Origin of the sequence: Methanoregula sp. (assembly GCF_023227875.1) — an archaeon.
Taxonomy (GTDB): Archaea; Halobacteriota; Methanomicrobia; order Methanomicrobiales; family Methanospirillaceae; genus Methanoregula.
This window is the reverse complement of record NZ_JALOCH010000001.1, coordinates 133,060-156,643: the sequence shown is the minus strand read 5'-3', so window position 1 is coordinate 156,643 and position 23,584 is coordinate 133,060. Positions and strand designations below refer to the sequence as shown.

At 56.3% G+C, this 23,584-nt stretch carries 31 protein-coding genes and 2 tRNA genes; 13 read left to right on the top strand and 20 right to left on the bottom strand.

The features are described from left to right. Positions 1-118: 118 nt before the first annotated feature. Both M0R30_RS00945 and M0R30_RS00940 read right to left on the bottom strand, forming a co-directional pair. Positions 119-739: a superoxide dismutase gene (locus M0R30_RS00945; RefSeq protein ID WP_292542219.1), complete on the bottom strand. Its 621-nt coding sequence runs from the start codon at positions 737-739 to the stop codon at positions 119-121. A 235-nt stretch (positions 740-974) separates the two neighbouring features. Continuing rightward, positions 975-1,592, bottom strand: a complete 618-nt coding sequence (locus M0R30_RS00940; protein WP_292542218.1) for a HEAT repeat domain-containing protein — start codon at positions 1,590-1,592, stop codon at positions 975-977. 386 nt (positions 1,593-1,978) lie between these two features. Between M0R30_RS00940 and M0R30_RS00935 the strand changes: the two genes are divergently transcribed. Then, a complete protein-coding gene (locus tag M0R30_RS00935) occupies positions 1,979-2,923 on the top strand; it encodes a DUF4349 domain-containing protein (protein WP_292542217.1) in 945 nt (314 codons plus the stop codon). Positions 2,924-2,926: 3 nt separating this feature from the next. On the opposite strand, the gene M0R30_RS00930 is transcribed toward M0R30_RS00935, so the two are convergent. The 3 genes from M0R30_RS00930 to M0R30_RS00920 form a co-directional block, all read right to left on the bottom strand. Next, entirely contained in the window at positions 2,927-3,553 is a 627-nt protein-coding gene (locus tag M0R30_RS00930) for a PH domain-containing protein (protein ID WP_292542216.1), read from the bottom strand. Between the two features lie 56 nt (positions 3,554-3,609). Further along, positions 3,610-5,133, bottom strand: coding sequence for a zinc-ribbon domain-containing protein (locus M0R30_RS00925; protein ID WP_292542215.1), 1,524 nt, complete (start codon positions 5,131-5,133; stop codon positions 3,610-3,612). A 113-nt stretch (positions 5,134-5,246) separates the two neighbouring features. Further along, positions 5,247-5,696, bottom strand: coding sequence for a hypothetical protein (locus M0R30_RS00920; protein WP_292542213.1), 450 nt, complete (start codon positions 5,694-5,696; stop codon positions 5,247-5,249). A gap of 113 nt (positions 5,697-5,809) precedes the next feature. Here M0R30_RS00920 and M0R30_RS00915 point away from each other — a divergent pair, with 113 nt between their 5' ends. From M0R30_RS00915 to M0R30_RS00895, 5 genes are all read left to right on the top strand, one after another. Beyond that, complete coding sequence (locus tag M0R30_RS00915) at positions 5,810-6,448, top strand: hypothetical protein (protein WP_292542212.1); 639 nt, start codon at positions 5,810-5,812, stop codon at positions 6,446-6,448. 62 nt (positions 6,449-6,510) lie between these two features. Further along, the gene (locus M0R30_RS00910; protein WP_292542210.1) at positions 6,511-6,981 is read left to right on the top strand and encodes a hypothetical protein; all 471 of its coding nucleotides are present in this window, start codon (positions 6,511-6,513) and stop codon (positions 6,979-6,981) included. Positions 6,982-7,048: 67 nt separating this feature from the next. After that, positions 7,049-7,738 (top strand): hypothetical protein, encoded by a 690-nt coding sequence (locus M0R30_RS00905; RefSeq protein WP_292542208.1) that lies wholly within the window; start codon positions 7,049-7,051, stop codon positions 7,736-7,738. A 167-nt stretch (positions 7,739-7,905) separates the two neighbouring features. Then, complete coding sequence (locus M0R30_RS00900) at positions 7,906-8,190, top strand: hypothetical protein (protein ID WP_292542207.1); 285 nt, start codon at positions 7,906-7,908, stop codon at positions 8,188-8,190. Positions 8,191-8,502: 312 nt separating this feature from the next. Next, complete coding sequence (locus M0R30_RS00895) at positions 8,503-9,732, top strand: serpin family protein (protein ID WP_292542206.1); 1,230 nt, start codon at positions 8,503-8,505, stop codon at positions 9,730-9,732. Positions 9,733-9,813: 81 nt separating this feature from the next. Here M0R30_RS00895 and M0R30_RS00890 read toward each other — a convergent pair whose 3' ends face one another. The 4 genes from M0R30_RS00890 to M0R30_RS00875 form a co-directional block, all read right to left on the bottom strand. Further along, complete coding sequence (locus tag M0R30_RS00890; protein WP_292542204.1) at positions 9,814-10,035, bottom strand: type II toxin-antitoxin system HicA family toxin; 222 nt, start codon at positions 10,033-10,035, stop codon at positions 9,814-9,816. Then, the gene (locus tag M0R30_RS00885) at positions 10,032-10,247 is read right to left on the bottom strand and encodes a type II toxin-antitoxin system HicB family antitoxin (protein ID WP_292542203.1); all 216 of its coding nucleotides are present in this window, start codon (positions 10,245-10,247) and stop codon (positions 10,032-10,034) included. Before M0R30_RS00885 ends, M0R30_RS00890 begins: the two co-directional genes overlap by 4 nt. 117 nt (positions 10,248-10,364) lie before the next feature. Continuing rightward, a tRNA-Asp gene (locus M0R30_RS00880) sits at positions 10,365-10,437 on the bottom strand. A gap of 16 nt (positions 10,438-10,453) precedes the next feature. Then, positions 10,454-10,559 (bottom strand) — tRNA-Tyr (locus tag M0R30_RS00875). 149 nt (positions 10,560-10,708) lie between these two features. Between M0R30_RS00875 and M0R30_RS00870 the strand changes: the two genes are divergently transcribed. Continuing rightward, positions 10,709-12,229, top strand: a complete 1,521-nt coding sequence (locus tag M0R30_RS00870; RefSeq protein WP_292542201.1) for a 2-isopropylmalate synthase — start codon at positions 10,709-10,711, stop codon at positions 12,227-12,229. Between the two features lie 74 nt (positions 12,230-12,303). On the opposite strand, the gene M0R30_RS00865 is transcribed toward M0R30_RS00870, so the two are convergent. From M0R30_RS00865 to M0R30_RS00815, 11 genes are all read right to left on the bottom strand, one after another. Further along, positions 12,304-12,666: a prefoldin subunit beta gene (locus M0R30_RS00865; RefSeq protein WP_292542200.1), complete on the bottom strand. Its 363-nt coding sequence runs from the start codon at positions 12,664-12,666 to the stop codon at positions 12,304-12,306. A gap of 96 nt (positions 12,667-12,762) precedes the next feature. Then, positions 12,763-13,011 (bottom strand): KEOPS complex subunit Pcc1, encoded by a 249-nt coding sequence (locus M0R30_RS00860; protein WP_292542199.1) that lies wholly within the window; start codon positions 13,009-13,011, stop codon positions 12,763-12,765. A 72-nt stretch (positions 13,012-13,083) separates the two neighbouring features. After that, a complete protein-coding gene (locus tag M0R30_RS00855) occupies positions 13,084-13,218 on the bottom strand; it encodes a DNA-directed RNA polymerase subunit P (protein WP_012107386.1) in 135 nt (44 codons plus the stop codon). A 14-nt stretch (positions 13,219-13,232) separates the two neighbouring features. Further along, positions 13,233-13,526, bottom strand: coding sequence for a 50S ribosomal protein L37ae (locus tag M0R30_RS00850; RefSeq protein WP_292542198.1), 294 nt, complete (start codon positions 13,524-13,526; stop codon positions 13,233-13,235). Between the two features lie 43 nt (positions 13,527-13,569). Next, positions 13,570-14,274 carry a ribosome assembly factor SBDS gene (locus tag M0R30_RS00845; RefSeq protein WP_292542197.1) on the bottom strand — a complete coding sequence of 235 codons (705 nt, stop codon included), beginning with the start codon at positions 14,272-14,274 and terminating at the stop codon, positions 13,570-13,572. Between the two features lie 4 nt (positions 14,275-14,278). Continuing rightward, positions 14,279-15,001, bottom strand: coding sequence for an archaeal proteasome endopeptidase complex subunit alpha (psmA, locus tag M0R30_RS00840; protein ID WP_292542195.1), 723 nt, complete (start codon positions 14,999-15,001; stop codon positions 14,279-14,281). Further along, complete coding sequence (locus M0R30_RS00835; protein WP_292542194.1) at positions 15,002-15,496, bottom strand: Rpp14/Pop5 family protein; 495 nt, start codon at positions 15,494-15,496, stop codon at positions 15,002-15,004. Further along, complete coding sequence (locus tag M0R30_RS00830; RefSeq protein WP_292542193.1) at positions 15,497-16,138, bottom strand: RNase P subunit p30 family protein; 642 nt, start codon at positions 16,136-16,138, stop codon at positions 15,497-15,499. It abuts the gene before it with no gap. Between the two features lie 30 nt (positions 16,139-16,168). Continuing rightward, complete coding sequence (locus tag M0R30_RS00825) at positions 16,169-16,759, bottom strand: 50S ribosomal protein L15e (protein ID WP_292542191.1); 591 nt, start codon at positions 16,757-16,759, stop codon at positions 16,169-16,171. 122 nt (positions 16,760-16,881) lie between these two features. Next, positions 16,882-17,349, bottom strand: coding sequence for a cyclic pyranopterin monophosphate synthase MoaC (gene moaC, locus M0R30_RS00820; protein ID WP_292542190.1), 468 nt, complete (start codon positions 17,347-17,349; stop codon positions 16,882-16,884). After that, on the bottom strand, positions 17,350-18,759 hold the full coding sequence (locus M0R30_RS00815) for an NAD(P)H-hydrate dehydratase (RefSeq protein ID WP_292542188.1): 1,410 nt from the start codon (positions 18,757-18,759) through the stop codon (positions 17,350-17,352). A gap of 43 nt (positions 18,760-18,802) precedes the next feature. Here M0R30_RS00815 and M0R30_RS00810 point away from each other — a divergent pair, with 43 nt between their 5' ends. From M0R30_RS00810 to M0R30_RS00785, 6 genes are all read left to right on the top strand, one after another. Next, a complete protein-coding gene (locus M0R30_RS00810) occupies positions 18,803-20,203 on the top strand; it encodes a DHH family phosphoesterase (RefSeq protein ID WP_292542187.1) in 1,401 nt (466 codons plus the stop codon). Then, entirely contained in the window at positions 20,148-20,702 is a 555-nt protein-coding gene (locus M0R30_RS00805) for a PUA domain-containing protein (RefSeq protein WP_366513071.1), read from the top strand. The genes M0R30_RS00810 and M0R30_RS00805 overlap by 56 nt, the downstream gene beginning before the upstream one ends. Then, positions 20,626-20,964, top strand: a complete 339-nt coding sequence (locus tag M0R30_RS00800) for a nascent polypeptide-associated complex protein (protein ID WP_292542185.1) — start codon at positions 20,626-20,628, stop codon at positions 20,962-20,964. The genes M0R30_RS00805 and M0R30_RS00800 overlap by 77 nt, the downstream gene beginning before the upstream one ends. Beyond that, positions 20,964-21,689 carry a protein-L-isoaspartate carboxylmethyltransferase gene (locus M0R30_RS00795; RefSeq protein ID WP_292542770.1) on the top strand — a complete coding sequence of 242 codons (726 nt, stop codon included), beginning with the start codon at positions 20,964-20,966 and terminating at the stop codon, positions 21,687-21,689. The genes M0R30_RS00800 and M0R30_RS00795 overlap by 1 nt, the downstream gene beginning before the upstream one ends. Before the next feature lie 227 nt (positions 21,690-21,916). Then, the gene (locus tag M0R30_RS00790; RefSeq protein ID WP_292542183.1) at positions 21,917-22,264 is read left to right on the top strand and encodes a hypothetical protein; all 348 of its coding nucleotides are present in this window, start codon (positions 21,917-21,919) and stop codon (positions 22,262-22,264) included. 385 nt (positions 22,265-22,649) lie between these two features. Next, a complete protein-coding gene (locus tag M0R30_RS00785) occupies positions 22,650-23,537 on the top strand; it encodes a hypothetical protein (protein ID WP_292542181.1) in 888 nt (295 codons plus the stop codon). The last annotated feature ends 47 nt before the right edge of the window (positions 23,538-23,584 follow it).

Sequence of the window (23,584 nt, the reverse complement as noted above, 5' to 3'; positions counted from 1 at the left end):
GTTAGTGTGAATGTTATTTAAAATTGATTTGATTCACGCATATAGATCTCTGATACAGGAAAATGAGAGGAGATAGGGCAGGACCCCCCCGGCTGCACGGGCGGGGACCGGTGCCGGATTATTTTTTCTGGTGCGTGATAAAGCGGGTGTTCACTTCATCCCATTTCACGATATTCCAGAACCCGTCAATGAATTTCGCCCGGTCATTCTTGTAATCCAGGTAGTACGCGTGTTCCCATACGTCAAGGGCCATAAGGATCCGGAAACCGGGGATGAGGTTGACATTGTGTTTTTCGAGCTGCATGATCAGGAGACGGTTCGTTTTCATGCAGTGGGTCAGCACGGCCCACCCGGACCCCTCGACGCTGGATGCGGCCTGCGTGAACTCCTTTTTGAACCGGTCGAATTTCCCGAACTCTGCATCGATCGCTTTTGCCAGTTCCCCTTTCGGAACGCCGCCTCCGCCTTTGCCGGCAGGTGCGAGGTTCTCCCAGAACAGCGAGTGCAGGCGGTAACCGCCGATATGGAATGACAACTCCTTTAACGTGGCTTTCATGTCAAGGTCGGCATTGTCCTTGCGGGCCTTGTCGAGTTTCTCAAGGATTGCATTCGCACCGGTTACGTACGCCTGGTGGTGCTTTGTGTGGTGCAGGGTGAGCTGCTCTTCGGAAATATACGGTGCCAGTGCCGCATAATCGTACGGCAGTTTCGGCAGAGTGTATAATTTGCCTGGTTCCATGATTTCATTCCTCCTTGTGGATAATGGGGTATTATCCCTCTTCCCCTATTTCTTTCATTGTATGGCGGCAGGATGAGAATTGAGAGAGGATCGGTCAGTCGGATCGCGGCTTTCAAATATGACTCTCTATCAAATTCCGCATGATCGGGCCAATCAAGGACATCATCGAAGAAGCTGAATCTCCGGCCCGGGTATTTTCCCGGCTTTTCCGGAATGCAAAAAAGTGTTGTATTGGTTATTTGAGTGCTTCGACGATCGCTTCCTTTACTTTTTCGTCCTGTTCTGCAGCCAGTGCTGAGTTCAGCGCTGCACTCACGTTTTTACCGCCAATGGCTCCGAGCGCCCGTACTGCCATCATCCGGACATACCGGTTCTCATCCTTGAGGAGGATTACCATGGGTTCGATGGCATCGGAATCTCCAAGCCCCTTGAGCCCCTTGGCTGCCATGTACCTCACGTGGTCGCGGTTGTCTTTGAGTCCCTGGATCAGGGGTTTGACGGCCTTCTCATCGGCAATTTTCCCGAGCGCTTCTGCGGCCCGGTACCGCGTCTCCCACTTGGGCTCTTTCATTGCTTCCGCAAGCGGCTCGATCGCGGCTTTCCCGATCCGCGAGAGGGCAAGGGTGGCCTGCTCCCGCACGGACTTGTCGAAATCTGCGAGTGCCTCGATCAGGGGCTGGATCGCCCGGGGGTTCTGCGCCTTCCCGAGCAGGTAGGCCGCGTACTGCCGTACCTGCGGGTCGGTACTGTCCTGAAGGGCCTTGACCAGTCCTTCGAGTCCCAGCTTTTCAAGTTCGCCGGCATTTTCGGGTTTCTCCGGCACATTCTGTTCCGTAGGATTATCGTTGGTCATAAAACCTCAATGAAATAATGCCCTTATTGTTATATAAGTGCAATGCAGGATTGCGGTACATGAAACGCAGGATCCCGGGGAAATTGTTACAGGGGGGCCGGGGACGTGACAATGACCAGCACCACCCAGCCGGCTGCAAACAGGAGCAGGGATAATTTTGGGGACATACAAACAAACCTTCTGTATTTTTGGATCCGGGTTTTCCGCGATAAATCGCTGGAGAGAGAGTCAGCAGGCAGCATAATAAATTCTGAAAATTGCCGGGGTTGGTTCATTGAACCTGCAGGTTATCTCATGGTTCACGAATTGATGAATGATCTCCATGACTACCAAATTATTCGCAGTATACGACGTGCTTTTATATTTCGGACAACAATGGATCATGTATGAACTACAAAGTCATCGCACTCCTCGTAGTATGCATGGCGGTGATTGCCGTTGCAGGCTGCACATCGTCTTCAACAGGACATTCACTCCAGAGCTCATCAGTGGAAAAAACCTACGACAGTGACAGTAATAGCGGCAGGACTGTTTTTATTGGGGAGGAGGGATTGTCACAATACTGGGCAGCAAGTACTGCGTCAGCCCCGGTTGCTGCACCCATGCCCACTTCCGGGTCGTATGGTTCCGGGAGTATGGGTATTGAGACCAGGATCATCAGGACCGCTGACATGACCCTTGAGGTCAAGGATGTTACCAGCGCCGTCGAATCGCTCAAGGCCCTTGCAGCTGCCCATGGCGGATACCTTTCGTCAACCAACATCCGGGAGAATTACAACAAACAGTTATCCGGCACGGTTATTATCCGGGTCCCGCAGGCATCGTTCGATGCTGCCATTGCGGGCACGAAGGCTCTCGGTACCGTCAAATCGATCTCAACCAGTGGACAGGATGTGACGGAGGAATACGTGGATCTCCAGGCACAGAAGACCTCGTACACCAACCAGCTGGCACAGTACAACGCGATCATGAAGCAGAGCACCAAGGTGGAGGACATCATCAACGTGCAGGAGCAGATTGATCGTGTGCAGACCCAACTTGACCGGTTAAACGGCAGGCTGAAATACCTCGACAGCCGCATCGAGATCTCCACAATTACCGTTTATCTCCAGGAGCCCCAGCCGGTCGGGGGGCAGGCAGGACATGACTTCGTTTCAACGATCAATGAAGGCATCGCAGGGTTCCTCGGTATGATCGATGCCCTGATCATCCTGGCATTCACGCTCCTGCCACTCGTCATTGTCGGCGGTATCGCGTACTGGGCATACCGCTGGCACAAGGGGAAGAAAGGCGCTGCACCCGCACCTGCAACACGGGAAGAGAAAAAGTAAAAATTATTTTTTCTGCTGTTCGAGCAGCACACGGATCTTTTTTAATTCGTCAAGGATGAGCATGCTCGTCCCGGTCGATGCGACCGGTGTATCGACAACACGGGGAGCCTGCCCGCTCGTTCCCGTGCCATCTCCTCCGGCACTACAGCTGCGGACGGCTGCACGCAGGAGTTCACGGAGTTCCTCCGCGTGCTCGATCGCCTCGATCCGGATCTCCGGCACTGCCTGACCGGAATATCCTGCGGTCTGGACGGATATGGTAGAGATGCCCAGCCAGCGCATCACCGGGCCCTGTTTGAGGTCCAGGTTGGTGATCCGGTTATAGGGCACGATACCGGTAGTACGGAACCAGACCCCGCGGCGCCAGCGCAACTCGTCATCGTGGAGCTCGTAGGCCATGGTATCGTAATAGAGCCGCGTCCAGACCACAAAAACAACCATGATGACAATGAGTCCTCCCACGATTGCCGTCATCACAAGGAGGTCGATAGTCTCTGCGAGCAGGATCGGGAGGACCGTACAGGCCGCAACAAGTGCGACAACGAGGATGAAATCGATGATGAACCACGGGATAAAAGCCGTGGAAGGTTTGAAGGGGACATTGCGGGGGAAATATGTTGAGGGGGTCATAGAATATCCGGACTAGTATCTGCACGGATGTACAAAAAAAGTATCGGGGGATGAGATCAGGTTGCTTGTGTCGTTGTCTGGGTAGTCGCGGTCGTCGTTGCGGTTACGGTGGAATTGGCAGTTGTATTCCCGGCAGTCGTGGATGATGTCGCTGCTGTTGCTGCATTGGTACCGACATCGGCGGATATGGTCACTTTACCGTATGCCGCGGCGGACTTGCCGTCCTTGAGGAGCTTGCCGTCCTTGTAAATCCCGACAACGAGTTCACGCTTGGTCGAACTGTCCTTCTTTTCAAGAGTTGCCTTCACTAACCCCGTCGCGTTAACGACTTCAAACAGCCGGGCACCGGAATCCTCCACCTGCTGGAGATCGGCAGTCATGCCATAACTTCCCTTGTAGCCACCCATATAGTCGATTGATACCCAGACTCCTTCGGCCGGTATCACGGGTGCAGTGGTCTCGACGACTTTGATAGAATCGGCCGTGGCGGTTTTCAGGGTCGTGGAAGACGGGGAACTGCTTCCGCCGAATATTGAGCCTCCTGACGGTGAATCGCCACCGGTTGTGCCGGAAGTAAGCATCGGGTACACAAACAAGGCCCCGGCGGCGATGACTGCAATGAGGATGACAATAACGACAGCGCCGATGATAACGTTCTTGCCGGGCATCAGATTCCTCCGGGGCTTGCGCTGACGGGGAGGGGCCGGTTGTTTCGGGGCAGCAGGCTTTTTACCGCCCGACGAGAAGAGCCCACCGAGAATTCCCTTTTTAACCGGCTTCGGGGCAGGCGCTGCTGGTCGCCGGGGTTCCGGCGCACGTTCAACAGCGGGTTCCTCATATCCTGCATACTGCCGGGGCTGTACCGGAGGAACGGTGGCGCGGGGCAGGTCCTGAGGGGCCCTGGATGCAGGCTGTTGATAAACCGGTTGTTCGACAACAGGGGGGGCGACTGGCTGCCGTCGCGCTGCGGGCTGCCCTGCAGATGCAGGTGCCACGATGGGTGTACCGCAACGGTTGCAGAATACGGATTCGGCGGGCACCCGGTTCCCGCACCGGGTACAGAATGCCGTTTCACCGGAAGGCGGCATCTCCGGCTGCCTTGCTGCGGGTGCAGGGACGGGAGCCGGTGCAGGCTGCTCGTATCCCCCGCTCTCGACAACCCGTTTTACCGGCGCCTTACGGGCAGCAGCTGCCGGAGAATTCACCACGTCAACCCGTGGCTGGGCGGACTGCCCGTATGAAGGGGAGGTGCACTCCAGCAGGGTGCGTGCCCAGTCGTCACGCTGCCGTGCACGGTTTCCCCCCTGGGTGCGGGAGAAGGTGAGGACCATCTGGCGGGTCTGGCCGGCTCCTGCCATGACCGTGACGGTCAGGACGGGGTCACCGATTGCGTTCTCTCCGGCCTCAACATTTTGTATTGTCGCAAGCGGGATATCCTTCGTCGGGAGGATATTTTTTGCCCGGTCGACAAGGATAATGCGCCTGCTGGTAAGGATGCCTTCAAACGGGATCGATTTGACATGGATTCCCTGCGTCCTCAAAAGAACCTGTTCATCGCTACTGAGATTTGGTTCACCCATAATACCACGTTTTATATTTCTCTCCGGTAGTGGTTAAACCTTGCATGGGAAAAAGATATTTATCAATCGTCAGTCCCCGCAGGTCCGTGACGGAAATCCTGATTGGGATGGCATTACCTGACGAAAACGAACGATTCCGCCAGTGCCCCGTTCCGTGCAAGGACTTCCCTGAGTTGTTTCGAGACCGCCATCTGTGTTTTTATCTCGGATGAGATGGTGATCCCGGACTCTTTTGCAAGAGGATCATCAGGCGCACAGACCGTCATATCCCCGGAAAGGTTCTTGTCAAACACGGATTTGATGATGTGGTTCTGGACAAACGTGAGCTCGGTCATCATCTGCTGGCCGGGAATACAGCTAGCAGCAAACGTGAACCGGATCGCGTCCTCGAGCGGGTGCGGGAATCCTTCGATAAAGAGCTTGAGGAAACATTCGACCTCGAACCGTTCGTTCTCGACCTTCTTCACTGCGGAATGCTCGATACTCATCATGAGCACCCGGTCTGCGGGAACCATGTGGATATGGTGGTCCTTGTCAAGCATGGCGATGCTGGTTGATGACATACCTGTTTACCTCTGATTGACCTTCTGCGGCCGGAGGTATATGGCTTGTGCTCGGAAAGGCACAGGCCGTGTATCCACCAACAATTTAAATCCGTTGTGCCATGGTATACGATATGGAACGCAGGTACCGTTCGTATATCCTGCTGGCACTCCTGACCTGCCTCATTACTGCGTCAGCGGGTTGCCTCACGGGCTCTTCTGGTCCGGCACCCGGCGACACGACAACTATCACCGTCACCAGGACCGCTCCCACGCCGGAGAGCCCGGTCGCAACCATTCCGGCCGCGGACATGGCACTCCAGCTCACCGATCTGCCATCCGATTACGTTATCAGGGACCGGACCGCCAGCGCATATGGCGGTATCGATAAAATCTACCAGGACCTTGGCTGGCGCCAGGGATACCGGGCCTCGTTTTACCGGCTGGACAAGGATCGGGACGATACAACAGGGATTGTCCAGGAGATCGATGTCTACCCGCCCGATACCGTGAACGAGGTCTATGCCCTTGAAAAGGAGGCACTGCTCCCCCCGGATGACAGTACCACGGATTACCAGGTCCCCTTCCCGCAGCAGGGAGACCGGAGCATCGCGTGGCGGGAGACACGCACCGTGGACCGCACCACGATTGTCACGTATACCGTGATCTTCACGAAAAAGAACGTGTACGAGAAGATCTCGATGACCGGCACGACAACGGATTATGAAGTCCTGAGGGATGTTGCACAGAGAGCGGCGGGTAAAATCCGGTAGCATGACTGACCGGTGATCCTTTTTTATTTTTCTGTTCCCGATAGTACAGCAGGTCAATCACCATGGTCTTTACCTGCAGGCAGTGCGGGACATGCTGCATGTATCTTGGCGATTATATCGTCATCGAACGCCAGATCGGGCCATTCCGGTTTGAGTGCGAGTCGGTGTCGACCGGTACGCCGTTTACCGCGGAGGTCGATGAAGACAAGCGGGAGATCTTTTGCGACCATACATTTCCGGAACAGCACCCCCATGCCTGCCGGTTTCTCCGGCCGGACGGCACGCTCCTCCGCTGCACGATCCACCGTGACAGTCCCGCACAGTGCAAGTACTACCGGTGCGTCACGATGCGGGTTGCCGATCCCGAAGGAAGACCGCTCGGGTACGTGACCGGGGCGCTCGCCCTTCACGCGGACGACCCGACACTCCGTTCTGTATGGGAGATAGTCGAGAAGATGCGCCCCAAGCCGGACAATGAGGCAGAACCGTGGATTGCCGCATTCCTCCGGGAGAAAGGGTACCGGGTGGAATAGAAGACAGTATAAAAGAGCAGGTGCTCCATCGCAAACCTATTTACGTGCTGGCAGAGATCAGCAGAGCATGAAACCTTTTCATGCACTTGTTCTTCTCGCTCTCGTTGCAGGCTTAATCTGCTGCGCCGGTTGTATCGGCACATCCCAGCAAACCACAACTCCGGCCCCGACCCCGGTGCCGGTCGCGACTGCGGTTGCAACCCCGGTCCCGACAGCCACACCCTATCCCGGTGCCCTCTCCCTGAACGTGGATGCACCATTCGGCATTGGTGGCAAGACCGGCACCGCCACGGTATACAAAGCGGAGGTCAAGCCGGACTACACCTGGACTTCGCCGTCCTTCAACAGCGCAAGGGAACAGACTGAGGCCGGCACGGCACTTGGCACCCAGCAGGGATACAATACGGCACAGCCCTCCGAGGGTAATGTCTTCCTGTTTACGTATGTCCGGCTCGCCGATACCGGGACAGAGAGCATCGTGGCGCCATCGCCCGGCCAGTTCGTCGTGAACTATGAGGGGAAGGACTACCCGTACAGCTCCCTCAGCGGCTCGGACGTGACTATCGGGAGCGTCCTTGGCACGCAGTACGACTACCTGATCGGGAAGGGCGGCGTATCAGGATATATCCAGCCGGGCGCGAGCAATGCGGCGGACGGGTTCCTCATCTATGAAGTACCGGCCACGATCGATCTCTCAAAGGCATCCCTCGTGATCACGCTCGACGCCGGGCACACATCGGCCTGGCAGCTCCAGTAACCGGATCAGGCCCATCTTTTTTTTATCCTGCCCGAGGGAAAAGCACACGTTCAGGAAAGGAACTCCCACAACCATGGTTACTTCATCTAATACAGCATATACTATAATGGTGATTTGTTCTCGGTCATCCGAGACCATTCAAATTTTCATTATCACCAGGACGTAACATGAAAGAAGTAACCATGAAAGCAATTTCCTTTGAAACTCCGGAGGTATTTGTGCCCACGCCCGTACATCTTGACATCCTCCAGGCAGTCGCGGACAAGCAGAGCTGCCACATCAGCCAGGTTGTCCAGGCGCTCTATCCCGGCCACAGCGAGAGCAGTGTCAGGTCCGGGGTCAGGATCCTCCTCTCCAAGCGATATCTTGACGGAGGGAAGTCCAGCAGCGAGATCATCCTCCGGCTTACGTCCCGGGGGCGTCTCCTGATACAGCCGGCACCCACCAGTTAATCTTTTTTTATTCCCGTTTCAAGTATAGCAGCGGAAGATTTGTCAGGTGATGATGTGCGGGGGGTCTCTCGCACACCCTCCATCCATTTTTTCAAATCCAATCTGACCCCCCTAGACAACGATTATCCCGCATCTGGAGATGCGCGGTGAATATTTCTCTAACGTTAAAATTTAATAGTCAAATTATTATATAGCAAAATGAAACTCCTGCATATGAGGAACGGTTTTTTTCTGCAGGGGATTTTTACCGTATTCATTATATCCGGTATTCTGATTACCGGATGTACTCAGGTATCGTCATCCAACCAATCCATGAGTACATCTGCGGCCATTCCGACAATAACACCAACAACTCCTGATTGCAATTCGACACCGGCTACCGATGGAACTAATGCCGTGGTGAACGCGAATAACCAGTTTGCATTCGATCTCTATTCACATATCCGGCATGTTCCGGAAAATAAAGAGAGCAACATATTCTTCTCTCCCTTCAGTATGTCTTCGGCACTTGCCATGACCTATGAAGGCGCCCGGGGGAAAACCGCTGACGAGATTGCATCAGTGTTCCACTTTCCGGCAGATAACGAAATCCGGAGACAGCAGTATTATGACATCAATTCCGGGATCAACCAGGACGATCCCAGCTACCGCCTGAGTACGGCAAATGCGCTCTGGGCGGAGAAAACCTATCATATTCTTCCGGAATATATGCAGACCGTCCAGCATTATTACAACGCGAATGCAACCAATCTTGATTTTATCAATACGCCGGAAGACTCCCGGGTTACCATCAACGAGTGGGTGGAAGACAGGACTGAAGGGAAAATAACCGAACTGCTCCCCAAAGGTTCGGTGGATCCATTTACCCGGCTCGTAATAACCAACGCACTTTACTTCAATGGTTCATGGGCAATGCAGTTTAATCCGGATGAAACGTCTGAAAAAGATTTCACCATCGCACCGGACGAGAAGGTCCGCGTGAAGATGATGGCTGAAGAGAATTCTCATATCTACTTCAACTACTATGAGAACGATCTTCTGCAGATCGTTGAGATGCCATATTTACACGACAACGGAAATGCCCTGTCGATGCTGGTGATCCTTCCAAAGGGGGATAACCTGACCGTTGTTGAAAATTCTCTTGATGCAAAGAATCTTTCCGGATTGCGGGATTCACTGAAACGCGAACACGTGTACATTTATCTTCCGAAATACCGGATCGAGACCCAGTATGATATGAATACCGTACTGGAAGAGATGGGAATGCCAACCGCATTTTCTCCTTATGCTGACTTCTCAGGTATGGATGGGACGCGATATCTTTTCATAAGTAAGATCGTCCACAAGGCCTACATCGATGTGAACGAGAAAGGCACGGAAGCTGCTGCGGCAACGGCGGACGTTGTGGAGCTGCAGAGTGCCCCCTTGACACCACCGAAAATATACTCATTCGTAGCGGATCACCCGTTCCTTTTCATTATCCAGGAGCGGGAAAACGGCAACATCTTCTTCATCGGGCGGGTTATGAACCCGAATGCCTGATTTTTTTAAAACGCAAGTGGACGCCGGGGTTGGAATTCGAATACGGGCCTGCATAACGGGCAACCATCACACCATACCCAATCACAGCAGCCGGTTAAATTCAGTAACGGAGAGCCCCGCATCCCGGATCAGGTCGCGTTCCGTGCCCTTTGCAACTACCTCATGATCAGGAATGACAAGGATCTCTTCCCCACGGGCCATCACGATATGGCTTCCTCTCTGGCGGATAACAGAGAAACCAATCCGGGAAAAGACCTTCACCATCTCCCTGCCGGAAACCGGGAGGAGGCGATCGCCATTCATACTGCAATCTCAACGAGCGTACTTTTTGGCTGGCCTTTTGCCACCTTCTCTGCCATCTCCCGTGAAACTTCGAGGTAGAGATCGATGGCATCCTGGATGTTCTTCAGCGCTTCGTCGCGGGACGTTCCCTGCGAGTGGCAGCCCTTGAGTGCAGGGCAGTGCACTGAGTAGGTACCATCATCTTCCTCTTCCAGGATAATGTCGAGTTTCATGGCTTTTTGCCACTCCTACCGGTTACATGAGTACCCGGAAATCAAATACATTGTGCTGGAGAATACTGGCATATGAGATTGGAAAATTACTGCAAAAACAGAAAAATCGCAAGTGGACGCCCAGGTCGGAATTCGAATCCGAGTCGATTGCGTGACAGGCAATCATGATAGGCCACTACACTACCTGGGCATTTTGGTACAGTTAATCCCGCCTCCCAGATTCGAACCGGGGACATCGCGGTAGCCGCGCAGTTACCTTTAACGGTAAACCAATCTACAGCCGCGCACTCTACCAGGCTGAGTTAAGGCGGGGCACTGCGCTACTAATGTAGGGCAAGTTTCCTATTAAACGTATCGTAAGATTCACGGATTTCGCGCCGTAATAATCGCGGATCTGGATGTGGTGCAGCGATTGTTTATATAACCCGCATGCCAATAATTCTGTATGGTTACTCGCAAGGATGTTGCGGGGGATCGTCTTCTTCACCGATAGCTATGCTCATGAAGAAGTTACTGTTTTCGACACCACGTTACGTGACGGCGAACAGACCCCCGGTATTGCATTTACATTTGAACAGAAACTTGAGATTGCCCGCCAGATCTCTGCAATCGGCGTTCACGCGATAGAGGCAGGGTTCCCTGCATCTTCGAAAGCCGAGAAAGAGACGGTGACCGCTATCAAAAATCTCGGCCTGGAATCAGTGATCTGCGGGCTTGCCCGCTCCGTGAAAGCTGACGTGGACACCTGCCTTGACTGCAATGTCGACATGGTGCACGTCTTCATCCCGACCTCGGATATCCAGCGGGAGAACACGATCAACAAGAGCCGCAAGGAAGTGCTCGGGATCACAGCCGACATCATCGGCTACATCCGGAAGCGCTCGGACCTCTGCATGTTCTCTGCAATGGACGCGACGCGGACGGACTGGGACTACCTCATCGAGGTGTTCCAGACTGCTGCCGATGCCGGGGCCACGATCATCAACGTGCCGGACACCGTGGGAGTGATCTCCCCGTCCGCGATGAAGACGCTCATCACCCGCATCAACCGGGAAGTGAAGTGCCCGATCGATGTCCACTGCCACAATGACTTCGGCCTCGCGGTCGCAAACACCATCGCGGCGGTCGAGGCCGGTGCCTCGCAGGTGCAGGTGACGGTGAACGGGCTCGGGGAACGGGCCGGCAACGCCGACCTTGCCCAGACCGTGATGATCATGGAGTCGATGTACCGGATAAAGACCGGGATCAAAAAGGAGCGTCTCGTAGAGACCTCCCGCCTCGTCTCCCGGTTCTCCGGCCTCGGGATCCCGCCCATCCAGCCGGTGGTGGGCGAGAATGTCTTCTCGCACGAGAGCGGCATCCACTCGCACGGCGTGCTCCAGAATTCCGCCACCTTCGAACCGGGCATCATGACCCCGGAGATGGTCGGTCACCGCCGGAGGCTCACGCTGGGGAAGCACGTGGGGCGGCACGCGGTGCAGCAGATGCTCCATGATGTCCGCATCGACCCGGACGGCACCCAGCTTGATGCGATCGTCGAGAAAGTCAAGGCCGTGGCAAACAAGGGCAAACGGGTTACCGACGCCGACCTGTACGAGATCGCCGAGTCCATCATGGGCATTGAGCTCAACCACAAGACGCTCGACCTCCAGGACATTGCGATCATGACCGGCAACCACGTCATCCCGACCGCCAGCGTCAAGGCGATGGTGAACGGAAAAGAGCACATCTTCTCATCGGTAGGCAACGGTCCTGTCGATGCAGCGCTGAACGCGATCCTCGGGATCACCCCCGCAAAACTCCAGCTCAAGGAGTTTTCCATCGAGGCGATCTCCGGCGGTTCGGACGCGATGTGCCACGTGACCATTGCAGTCGAGGACGAGCACGGGAAGATCTTCGATGCCAGCGGGAGCGGCGACGACATCGTCCTCTCGTCGGTCGAGGCGCTCGTGAACGCGATCAACCTGGTCAGCCGGGTATAAACAAATCCACTTTTTTCAGGATCAAATTCCGGATGTGCGCCGGGTCATTTACGGGAGGATGATGAAAAAAGGATTTATGCTGCGTTCGGGGCGCCCTTGCCCTCGATTGCCGCCTTGATCTGGCCCTGGAGCTGCTCGAACTTGTCCTGCATCATCTTCTCCTGTTTCTCTAAGGACTTGATGCGGAGCTCGAGGGTCTCCACCTTCTCGGTGAGTTTCTCGTTGACGACCGCTTTCTTCTTCTGCATCATCACGGTGCCGACGCTCATGTACATGACCGCGTCTTCGGCTGCGTCGCTGATCTCTTCCTGTGCACGCTTCGCTTCCCGGACAGCCATCTCGTACTGGGCTTTCTGCTGGAGAATATTCTGGAGCTGCTGCTGGATCTGCTGGAGCATACCCAGCTGGTTCTGGACCTTGGGTGAGATATTGTTCATGATAAATTCCTGTAGAGAATATCGGCGCCGGATGATAAAAAGGGTTATTCCTTTACATCCCCATATCCACCGCAGAACGGGGGGCAGGCCGCAGGCTCAGGTTTTCCCGGCCAGACCATTCACTTCGTAGGCCACGTTCACGAGCCGCAGGTACATGTTGAGCGCAGCACGGAGCGATGAGGTGTCCTGTGCCGTTACCGTCAGGATGAGCGTGTCGGTCCCTTCGAGACGGCAGGTAACGACCGACCGGGGGTTCACCTCGTCTTCCAGTTCCGGTACCAGCGACTGGTAGATCCTGCTGGCATGTTCTGTGGTAAACCGGAAGACGGCTTTGTGCTGCGACATAGGGTACCCTCTCCAGAGTAGTGATAAAAAACAGATATAGATATTTCCGGGCCGGAGCCCGGTTCCGTGCGCTTAACGGGCTTTCAGTTCCTTGATCGCCGCACCGCGTTCCTTGAACAGGATCCGGTGGCCACAGTAGGGACACCGCACGTTGACGTCGATCTCGACTTTCTGCTTGCACCGTGCACACTTGTAGGTACTTGCCATAGCGAATATACCGTTTATTTCCTGATCTCTTCGGTTGTCCGGTCGATCGCACGCTGTGCGATCTTCATGGTCGGGGTTACCGGCTGGTATGTGCCGCCGGCAAATTTGTACCCGCACTTGCGGCATTCCCAGATGCCCGTACCCTTCCGTGCAACGGATTCCATGTCGCACTTGGGGCAGCGGTGGAGAGCGCGCGAGATCTTCTCGATGTCGCATACCCTCTTCCTGACGAACCTGCCATACCTGCAGCCGAAGCGTCCTGCGCTGCCGGTTACCTTTCCCTTTGCTTTCAGTGTAGACTTTGCCATGATGGAAACCCACCGATCTGTCTTCTTTTATTTGTCCTCCGGGCTAATATACTTGATTGAGGATCTTGACCTGCCCCTCGCCCTTGGAGAGCTTGTTGATGAGGTCGTAGAACTCACCCTGGATCCCGGCCGGGATCCGCACCACGCAGACCCACGAGCCGTCCTTGAGCCACTCGTCTTTTTCCATGGTGGACCCAGCAGCGATATCGCCGTATGCTTTCGCGGCGAAGTCCGGCGGGATCTTGATTGCCAGCCGGAGTTCCTCGAACCGGATCGGGAGGAGCGGGCGCAGGGCCTTGACCGTCTCCTTCACCAGTTCATCGAGGTGCTTGAACGGGTCGATATTCACCCGGGCCTCTTCCATCGCCATCTCGATCCGTGTCGGGGGATGGGGGTGACCGGTCTGGGGGTTGATGGAATTCCGTGCAATAAAGGTGATTACCTGTCGGCGCTTCTCATCCACCATCCGCTTCCGTTGTTCGGCCGTCAGGTGGATCTCGCCTTTCTCGATGATCTTTCGCGCCACGGCATTAAAGTCCGTGGTGTGGAAGACCTTCATCAGCGCCTCATCGGATGCCCGTGTCGCCTTCGAGGCATTACCAAAAACATTGAGCGCCGCTACCACATCCTCGATCTCCACCGGCTGGCCCTGCCGGACCAGCGCAGCCTTGTCCGGATCAACGAGGATCTCGAACCGTTCCCCGAAGCTGTCGAGCCGGGCTACCACGGAGTGGTCGAGCGGTATCATACGATCACGGCTTGAACTGCTCCACGAACGAGGCGACTTCTTCCGGGCTCATCTTCCGGAAGGCGGGCTTGTCTTTGCCGATGACGCCGATCTCGACCGTGTCGACATCGAACTTGCCTTCGGTAGCCGAATGGAGCGCCTTGAGCCCCAGAAGGATGGCATCCTTGACCTCGGATTCAGGGTTGTATTCTTCCTCGAATACTTTCATGACGGCAGGGCGGCCAATGCCGATACCGGTCGCCTTGTACTCAAGGAGCGTACCGGAGGGGTCCGTCTCGAAGAGCCGGCATTCCCCGTCGCTCACGCCCGCAATCAGGAGGGCCGTACCGTACGGGCGGATGCCGCCGTACTGGGTGAGGTTCTGCATGTGGTCGCAGAGTTTCTTACTGAGCGCCTCGACCTCGATCGGTTCATCGTAGGATACGCGGTTGATCTGGCATTCCACGCGTGCCCGGTCCACGAGCGCACGGGCATCGCCGACAAGGCCGCTCGATGCAACCCCGATGTGCTCGTCGATCTTGAAGATTTTCTCGATGGACGAAGCTTCGAGGAGCTTGGAGCTCACGCGTTTGTCAACAATCAGCACGACGCCGTCCTTTGCCTTGATTCCAACTGCCGTGGTCCCGCGTTTAACAGCCTCCCGGGCATACTCTACTTGGTAGAGCCTTCCGTCGGGTGAAAATACGGTAATGGCCCGGTCATATCCCATCTGGTATTGTGGTTGCATTTATGGTTCCTCCAGATCTTCTTTTATCAAGAACAATCGGTGTGTATTTTTAAATCCCTTTTCAATCACATCAACCTTCTGACCGTCACAATGTGCAACAAAGCACTCCTTCCCGCCAAACCGGCACTCTTCAGCTGGTGCCGTTTCATCGCTGGCTTTTACCGAGGGCTTCATCCGGTCCCGGAGGCTGTCAATGGTGCCGGAAGCCGCGATGATCCGCAGGGCAACCGGGGAATCGCAGAACATGGTGATCGTTGAGAGCGCAATCGCCAGTTCACGTTCGCTCCCGCGACGGCACCGGACCACGACATAATCGCCCTCGGCGCATATCACGGCCTGCACGATGACCGCAGCCACCGCGTCGCCCCAGAGCGAGGTGATGGCATCCGATACCGTGTAGTAGAGTTCCTTTAGGTCGATCTGTGTTCCCGGGGGGTCGACCCGGACGAGGACATACCGTCGCTTGTCGCGGAGTGTCGGGGGACGGACGGTCATCTAGATCACCCGCACGGAAGGTTTTGGCGGCGTGGTAACCCTGTCAACACCGGCAAACGCACGTTCCACGTCCGGTATGTCCATGCCAAGCAGGGTGCAGAGGCCGCTGACCTCGCGGACTGCGCGCAGCTCCAGCACCGAACGTGCGTAGGTTGACATGGTGAGCGGGAACTCAAAACGCCGTTCAAGCACGAGCACGTCGCGGTATCGCTGGATCGCCCGCTGCCGTGCAATCCCCCTTCCTGCGATGATCACCGAGAGGTCGATATCGACTGCAACCCGGTTGTCGGCCGCCATCTTCGCGGTGACATGATCGAAGGCGTTCCTGTCGGCCGCATGGACCCCGCGGAGGATATGCACGCCGCGAAGGCCAACCACTCCCCGGTTGAACCCGGCATCCCCTGCCTTCACCGAGATGACAGTCGTTGGGTCCTTTGCCCGTTTCACCTGTGCGATGACATCCTTCATGCCGGCATTGCGTATGAACAGGCCGTTCCTGACCTCGACCTCGCCGTACCTGGCGGAGGGCGTGTCGATGGCAACAAGGCTGTCAAACCCCAGCGCTTCCGCTTCCAGCGCAAGCCTGCGCACCGATGAATCCCCGTTCGGGTACGGACAGACCGCTGCATCGGTGATCTTCATGAGAGTTACTTCAGTTAAAAAAGGATAAGGTTATTTGCCCTGGTTCGCGTGGGAGCGGATGCTCGGGCGGGTCTTCTCGGTACCTTTGCCACGGGTCATCATGCCACGGCCCTTGCGGCCTGCCGAGGTCTTGCCGCGCTCGGCACGTCCCCGGTGCGACGGGTCTGCAAGCCATGCGAGGTTCTTGTCTGCCCTGATTGAGGGGTGGTGCCCGTCAACGAGGATGACCTCGTAGTATTTCCGCTTCCCGTCCTGCCCTACCCAGTAGGAGTTCAGGACTTCCATGTTCGGGAACCTCTTGGACGCGCGTTCCTCGGCAATGCGCTGGATGCTCTTGCCGGAGGTGAGGTGTCTCTTACCCATCCGGGCGGAGCGGCGTGCCCGTACGTACCGGGACGCCCTACGGCCACCGCGGCGTACCTGGACACGTGCAACGGCGATGCCCTGCTTGGCCTTGTAGCCGAGCGAGCGGGCGCGGTCGATACGGGTCGGGTGCTCGATCCGGACAACGCTGCCTTCGCGGCGCCATGCCTGCATCCTGTTCCAGAGGAGTTCCTTGACCTCTGACTTGTCAGGTCTCTTCCATGCTTCCCTGACGAAAGCATACATCGATTTTACCATGGTAATCACCTAAGGTTCGGCCCAAAGAGGGCTACATTCCTTTGATACGGGACGCATCCCGCATGCCTGTATACATAGGACGGAGGGGGTATTAAAAGATACAGGCGCGGACAAGAAAGGGATCACTTCCCCTTCTTCTTCTCCACCACCTGAATGTCCGTAATCCGCGTCACCGGGTACTGCCCGTCCTTGTCCTTCTCAGCGGATTTCACCATATCCCACACCGTGAGCAAAGCAACCGACACGCCCGTTAAAGCCTCCATCTCCACGCCGGTCTTCCCGGTCATCTTCACGACCACGATGGCTTCGATATACCCGTCCCCGTCCGTGAAATCCACCGAGATCGAGCTGATCGGGATCGGGTGGCACATCGGGATGATGGTGGCAGTGTTCTTGACCGCAAGGGTGGCCGCCACGCGGGCCGTTGCCAATACGTTGCCCTTCACGACCGTCCCTTCCCGGATGGCCGCAAGCGTCTCCGGCCTTAAGAAAATCCTGCCCGATGCCGTTGCCTCACGCACGACTTCGCCCTTGCCGCTGATGTCCACCATCTGTGCCCTGTCGTTTGCAATATGAGTAAATTCCGGCATTCACGCACCTCTCCGGCCTTTCTGGTATAAGACCGCCGGGATCTTGTCAACAATATCTGACGCCAGCATCCCGCCGCCCCGTTCGGCCACTACAGCCTCGCCCGCTTTCCCGTTGACGTATGCCGCGATACAGGCCGCATCGAACGCGGGGAGCCGGCAGAGCAATGCCCCGGCAATCCCGGCAAGTACGTCTCCTGTCCCCCCGACAGTCATCGCAGGGTCGCCGGTCCGGTTGAACCGGACCTGCCGGCCGTCCGTGACAATATCGATGTGCCCCTTGATGATAACCGTCCCTTTGATGCCGGAGCGTTGTGCTGCCCGGGCTTTCCCGAGAGTATCTTCGGGAAGGGTGATGCCCGTGATACGCGCAAACTCAGCAGCGTGCGGAGTATAGATCGTCTCACCCTTCGCTTTTTGAAGGGGGAGTCGGAGGGCATCGGCATCGAAGACCGCCTTTTTGCAGTGCGGGGCAATAGCCATGACCACCTCATGGCTTTCAGTACCCAGGCCGTTTCCGCAGACCACTACATCCGCCTTCTCGGCAAGGGAGATCAACCGTTCAATATGCTCCGGCCCGATCACGTTGCCTTCCAGCCGTTCGTAGATTAAATCGGGGACCGGCTCAAAGACAGGGGATGCGATCCGGACAATGTCGGCACCCGCCCGGAGGGCCCCGAGCCCCGCGAGCCATGGCGCCCCCTGGTACGGGCCGCCCCCGATTATGAGCACCTCCCCGCCATTGCCCTTGTGCGCTTTTTTGCGGCGGGCGGGAATGAGCGTCAGGTCACCGGGGCCGGTGAAGCACTCGGCCTCGACCGGGATGCCGATGTCGATGACGGTCGACCCGTCCACCTTCGCACGGTGGAAGGCGCAGATCCGGTCCGCCCGCATACCGGGCGTCGAGATGTCCGCTGCAATGATCGTTGCCGGCGATGCATTTGCCATCGCAGTGCAGGTTTTCAGCGGCTCTTTCACCGGGCCGCTCACACCGGTGCCGAGCAGGCAGTCCACGATCACATCCGCCTTCTCAAAGAGCGAACGCACGGGCTCAAGATCGTCGCGGGACGCAAACGGGTGGAGCCCGATCCGCGAATGGGTGAGGGCACGGAGCTGGTGCTCGCAGGCGCTGCTCCGTTTTCCCTGGTCGAGGTAGCAGACATCCGTTGTCGCGTGGCGCACAAGATGGCGGGCCGCAACCATCCCGTCGCCCCCGTTGTTCCCTTTCCCGCAGAGGATGAGGACCCGGTCAGGACGGGCCACAAGGACCTGCTCCGCAAGACCGCGGCCCGCGCTCTCCATCAGCTGGAGCTCAGTGACACCGAGCGCTATTGCGTTGCCATCCACTGCACGCATCCGCTCCGGGGTGATAAGCCCCGTTTCAGGAAAAAACCCGGACGTATTGGTCTGCATAGGGAGTACAATTCATCTGTTGGAACTCCCTAAATATTAGGCAATGGGTTTTTGCGATGATGTAAAGGCAGCCGCGGAGCAGATCGCGGCGGCACCGGAAATCACCATCGTCTCCCACATCGATGCGGACGGCATCAGCTGCGAGGCGATCCTTTCGCAGGCGGTCTCACGGCTGGGAATCCCGGTCAAATCGGTTTTTGTGCGCCAGCTCGAACCCCTCACGATGCCGCAGGTCCCGGCCGATGCCTCGTTCAAGATCTTTTCCGACCTTGGCGCCGGCCAGCAGAACCTGATGCTCGAACGGGGTTTTTCCGAGAAGGAGGTCCTCATCATCGACCACCACGTCAGCCAGCCCTGCGAACGGGAGTATACGCAGGTCAACTGCCTGCCGTACGGGCACACGCGGATGAGCGCGGCCGGTGTTGCATACCTGGTCGCAAAGCAGCTGGACTGCGCAAACATTGACCTTGCAAAGCTGGCCGTTGTCGGGAATGTCGGGGATATGATGGCGCGGGAGAAGTGCGGCCTTGTCGGGCCCGCACGCGAGATCATTGTCGAGGACGGGATGAAGCACGGGTCGGTAGAGGTCCGGAAAAAAGACCTTAACTGTTACGGCACGGCAACCCGCCCTGTCCACCTCTCGCTGGCCTACAACGACGACCCGTTTGTCAAAGGGATCAGCAACAATCCCGAAGGCGCCCGGCAGTTCCTGAAAAAACTCGGCATCCGGCAGCAGACACCTGATGGCCGGTGGTATGTCTGGGAGGAACTCTCCGATGACGACCACCGGACGATCATCTCGGCGCTTGCCCAGCAGCTGATGGCAAACGGGGAGAAGACCGACCGGCTGCTCTCGGAGACTTACCGGTTCCCGGGAGAGGTCCCCAGGACCCCCCTCCGGAACGCACAGGAGTACGCGACCCTCCTCAATGCCTGCGGCCGGTGGTCGAAGCCGCAGATTGGGGGAGCGATCCTCCGTGGCGACCGCGGCCCTGCATACCGGGACGCGGAGCACATGCTCAACAACCACCGGGCAATCCTCCGCGAGCTCCTCCAGTATATTGTCGATACGGGAGTTCGTGAACTGGAGAACCTCCAGTACCTCCATGTCGGGGGGAAGTACCCTGACACGATCGTCGGGATTGGGGCCGGGATGGCGCTCTCGAAACTGAACAGCGCCAAGCCGATCCTGATCATGTGCGAGGTGCCGGAGGACCGGAACCTGACCAAGGTCTCGATGAGGACAAATGAACGGGTTGTCGAAAAGGGCATCGACCTCCAGAAAGCGCTCTCGGACGCCTCGGCGGAATACGGGGGCGGGGGCGGAGGACATAAGATAGCAGCGGGAGCATATATCCCGAAAACAGCGGAACAGGAGTTTGTCATTCGTGTCAACAGGATACTCGGAGAACAGTTTACTGCGGCGGGTCCAGGTCATCGCTGACTTCCAGTTCGGCGGCAACGTGGGCCCCTCCCTCTTCCCGGAGGACTGCACGTTCATCTTCTCCACCACCGGCCGGGTCCGCCAGGTGCTGTACGGTGGCGTGCGCCTTGCAACAGTCCGGGCATCGGATGGGCGGCTCACGATCAGTATCGAGGGGGCACGCCGGCTCCAGGCAGCACTTCCCGCCCCGGGATACCGGGTCACCGTCCGGGACGATGTGGCGGAGTTCGTGGCAAAAGGCAAGAACGCGTTTGCGAAACACGTGACCGCAGCCGACCCGCAGATACGCGCGGGCGATGATGTTATCGTCGTTGCCGGGGATGACCGGGTGATTGCCTGCGGCGCTGCCGTCGTTTCAGGCCCGGAGATGCTTGCATTTAATTACGGAGTAGCGGTAAAAGTACGGCAGGGTAGTGAGAAGGATGCTTCCGGGAAACATCAATCCGCGCCAGATGAAGGCGATGATGAAGAAGCTCGGCATGAATGTCGAGCAGATTGAGGACGTGCAGAGTATCGTGATCAAGACGCCGAAAGGCAACTGGGTCTTCGACTCTGCCGAGGTCTCGGCAATGACCATGCAGGGTGCGACCACCTACCAGATCTCCGGCACGCCACGGTTCGAAGCGGCGGCAGTCGAGATCCCAAAAGAGGATGTCACGATGGTCGCTGCACAGGCAAACGTTTCTGAAGAGAAGGCAAAAGAAGCCCTTGTCGCGACAAAGGGCGACATTGCCGAAGCGATCATGCGGCTAGCCCAGTGATGATCGAAGAGGGCGATCGGGTCCTGCTCGTCGGGGCAGGACGGGAATTCTGGGTTAAGGCAGGGCCGGGAAAACTCGGTACCGACAAGGGACAGATCGAGCTTGAATCCCTGGTCGGGAAGTCCGGCGGGGATGTCATCACCACCCATAGCGGTGCAGAGTTCACCATCCGCATCCCGAGGCCCACCGATTTCTTTTCCCACGGCAAACGCTCAGGCGCCCCGATGCTGCCCAAGGACATCGGCCTTGTCATCGCATACACCGGCATGAACCACAACGATGACGTCCTCGATGCCGGCACCGGCAGCGGCATCGCGGCGATCTATTTCGGCGGCGTTGCAAGGAGCGTGAAGACGTATGAGGTGCGTCCCGAGTTCTCCACGCTCGCAATGAAGAATATCACGGAAGCAAAACTCGCAAATGTCGAGGCCGTGGCAAAGGATTTCCTTGAGTCAGAGGGGTCATTCGATGTTGTGCACCTCGACCTGCAGGTCCAGTCGGAGCATGTGACGCACGCATACTCCCTGCTCCGGTCCGGGGGATACCTGGCCTGCTACACGCCGTTCCTGGAACAGATGGCAATTGTTGTCGATGCTGCAACACCGCTCTTCCGGGAAGTACATACCCATGAACTTATCGAACGGGAGATGACCCGGTCGAAGCGGGGGACGCGGCCTTCCACGAGCGTGTGTCACTCGGGGTATGTGACGATTGCGAGGAAATAGGGAAAGTTTTTTCATAGTTTTTGCGAGCAACTCTTATTTTACCGAATACCTTTTTGAATAATCAGACTCTGACGAAATCATCCCTTTAAATTTTTTTATGTACCACTAAAAGTCCAATGTCATTTATAAAATATAATTACACAGAATTTTCAATGACGGATATATAGTACGCAATAGAATCATTATATGGAGACCCCACAGAAAGATCAAAAAATTATGGAGTAATTATGAACGATGAAATTATAGAATATGAAGGAACAAATGGCGGAATTTTGAGAAAGAATAATGGATCTAAGGCGTTTGAGATTAAAGGAAAAATCGAGATAAAGGAAAAAATTGCGATATCCGATTTAAACGCTATTGTTGCCCCATATCATGCACCTGATGTAAAATTTGAACAAGATCTCAACCAGCTAACCGACGACCATATATCACGTTATTTGCTTGAGACACAAGTAATTCGTAAATCTGATGGTGTAGAGGGGATAGCCACTATATCGGATATCCTTTTAATATTTCCAAACCGTGGGCTAGGTGAAAAGGTTGAATTTATACCAATAAAAAAACCCAACTAAACCTTTTTTTACTTTTTATTCGACGACCTTCAAATATCTGAAATTTTCCCAGTTGATTGTGGATTTCCTGATGCGTTCTTCTTCTGTCTCATCTCTGAAGAGACTCGACATTTTGCGCTAGCCATTACCTGTACTCAAGCATGAAACCGTCCTTGGGCCACCGCTGGGGCGCCCCGGTGGGGAATCAGTCGTCGCATCAGCGAGGACTGATTTGAGAAGAATCATCAGGTTCTTCGAAGCGGCGGCAGGCATCGCAATATATACAAAGGTCTCTCTGCAAAGCGATAATCACAGTCTGCAATCTTTAAATTAAACAGTCGTTATAAAATACAAAAATCAATATAAACAAACAACCATTTAAACCACCTCACCCAGACTCTTCTCCATGCCATCGGACCCCCATGTCCACATCATCACTGCCGGCGAGAACATCCAGACCGCATATCCGGCCATCTTCCGCACCCTCCCTACCATCACCCGCACGTACGTCTTTGCAGACAGCGATGCATACACACTCTCCTCCAATCCGGAGAGGGAAAAACAACGCCTTGCGATCATGCACTCAGTCGATGCCGTGAAGGAACTCTCAGCAACCCTTTCAATCCCGTTTTCGCGGGAACTCGTCTTCCCGCCGGTCTATCCGTCCGCACGGGATCTCCTGGAACGGATCGTTCAGGACAATCCCGGCGCACGGTTCACGATGGACCTGTCGGCGGGATCCCGGTCGCTCTGCACGGCGCTCGCAACTCTCGCTCCCTGGATCGATGCCGGGGTGTATTCATCCTTCGATGAGAAAGTTCCCCGGGCTGTCCCTGCCCCGGGGATGCAGGCGTTGGCCCTGCTGGCAAACCCGAACTACCAGACCATCCTTGCGCTCCTTCTCCGGAAGTACGAAAAGCACGTGCCGGACGGAACCCGCGAGTGGGTTTCGCGGGAGTACCTGTACAAACAGGTCTGGGGGGTGTACCGGCGGACCCGGGCGAGGACCGTGAAGCCGGATTCACGGCCGGTTGTCTACCGGCGCGGGTTCAGGTCGCCGCAGGAGCTCTCACACGGGACGTTCTCCAGTTTCATGAAAGCGCTGATCGGTGCGGGGCTCGTGGAGCAGCGGATGTCTTCCGGGGAAAGCATCCGGAAAGAGTACCGTGGTACCGAAAGCGGGGAGATGGCGTTCCGGTTTTATGCGAACGCGGACACCAGCACGCTTGTGCGGACAATGCTGGGAAAAAAGAAGGGGTTCCAGCTGGTCAGCGCACGTCCGCACCCTGCGTGAAAATTTTTGGGGAGGGGAACAGGGTGTCAGTTACTGAACCGCGCCGA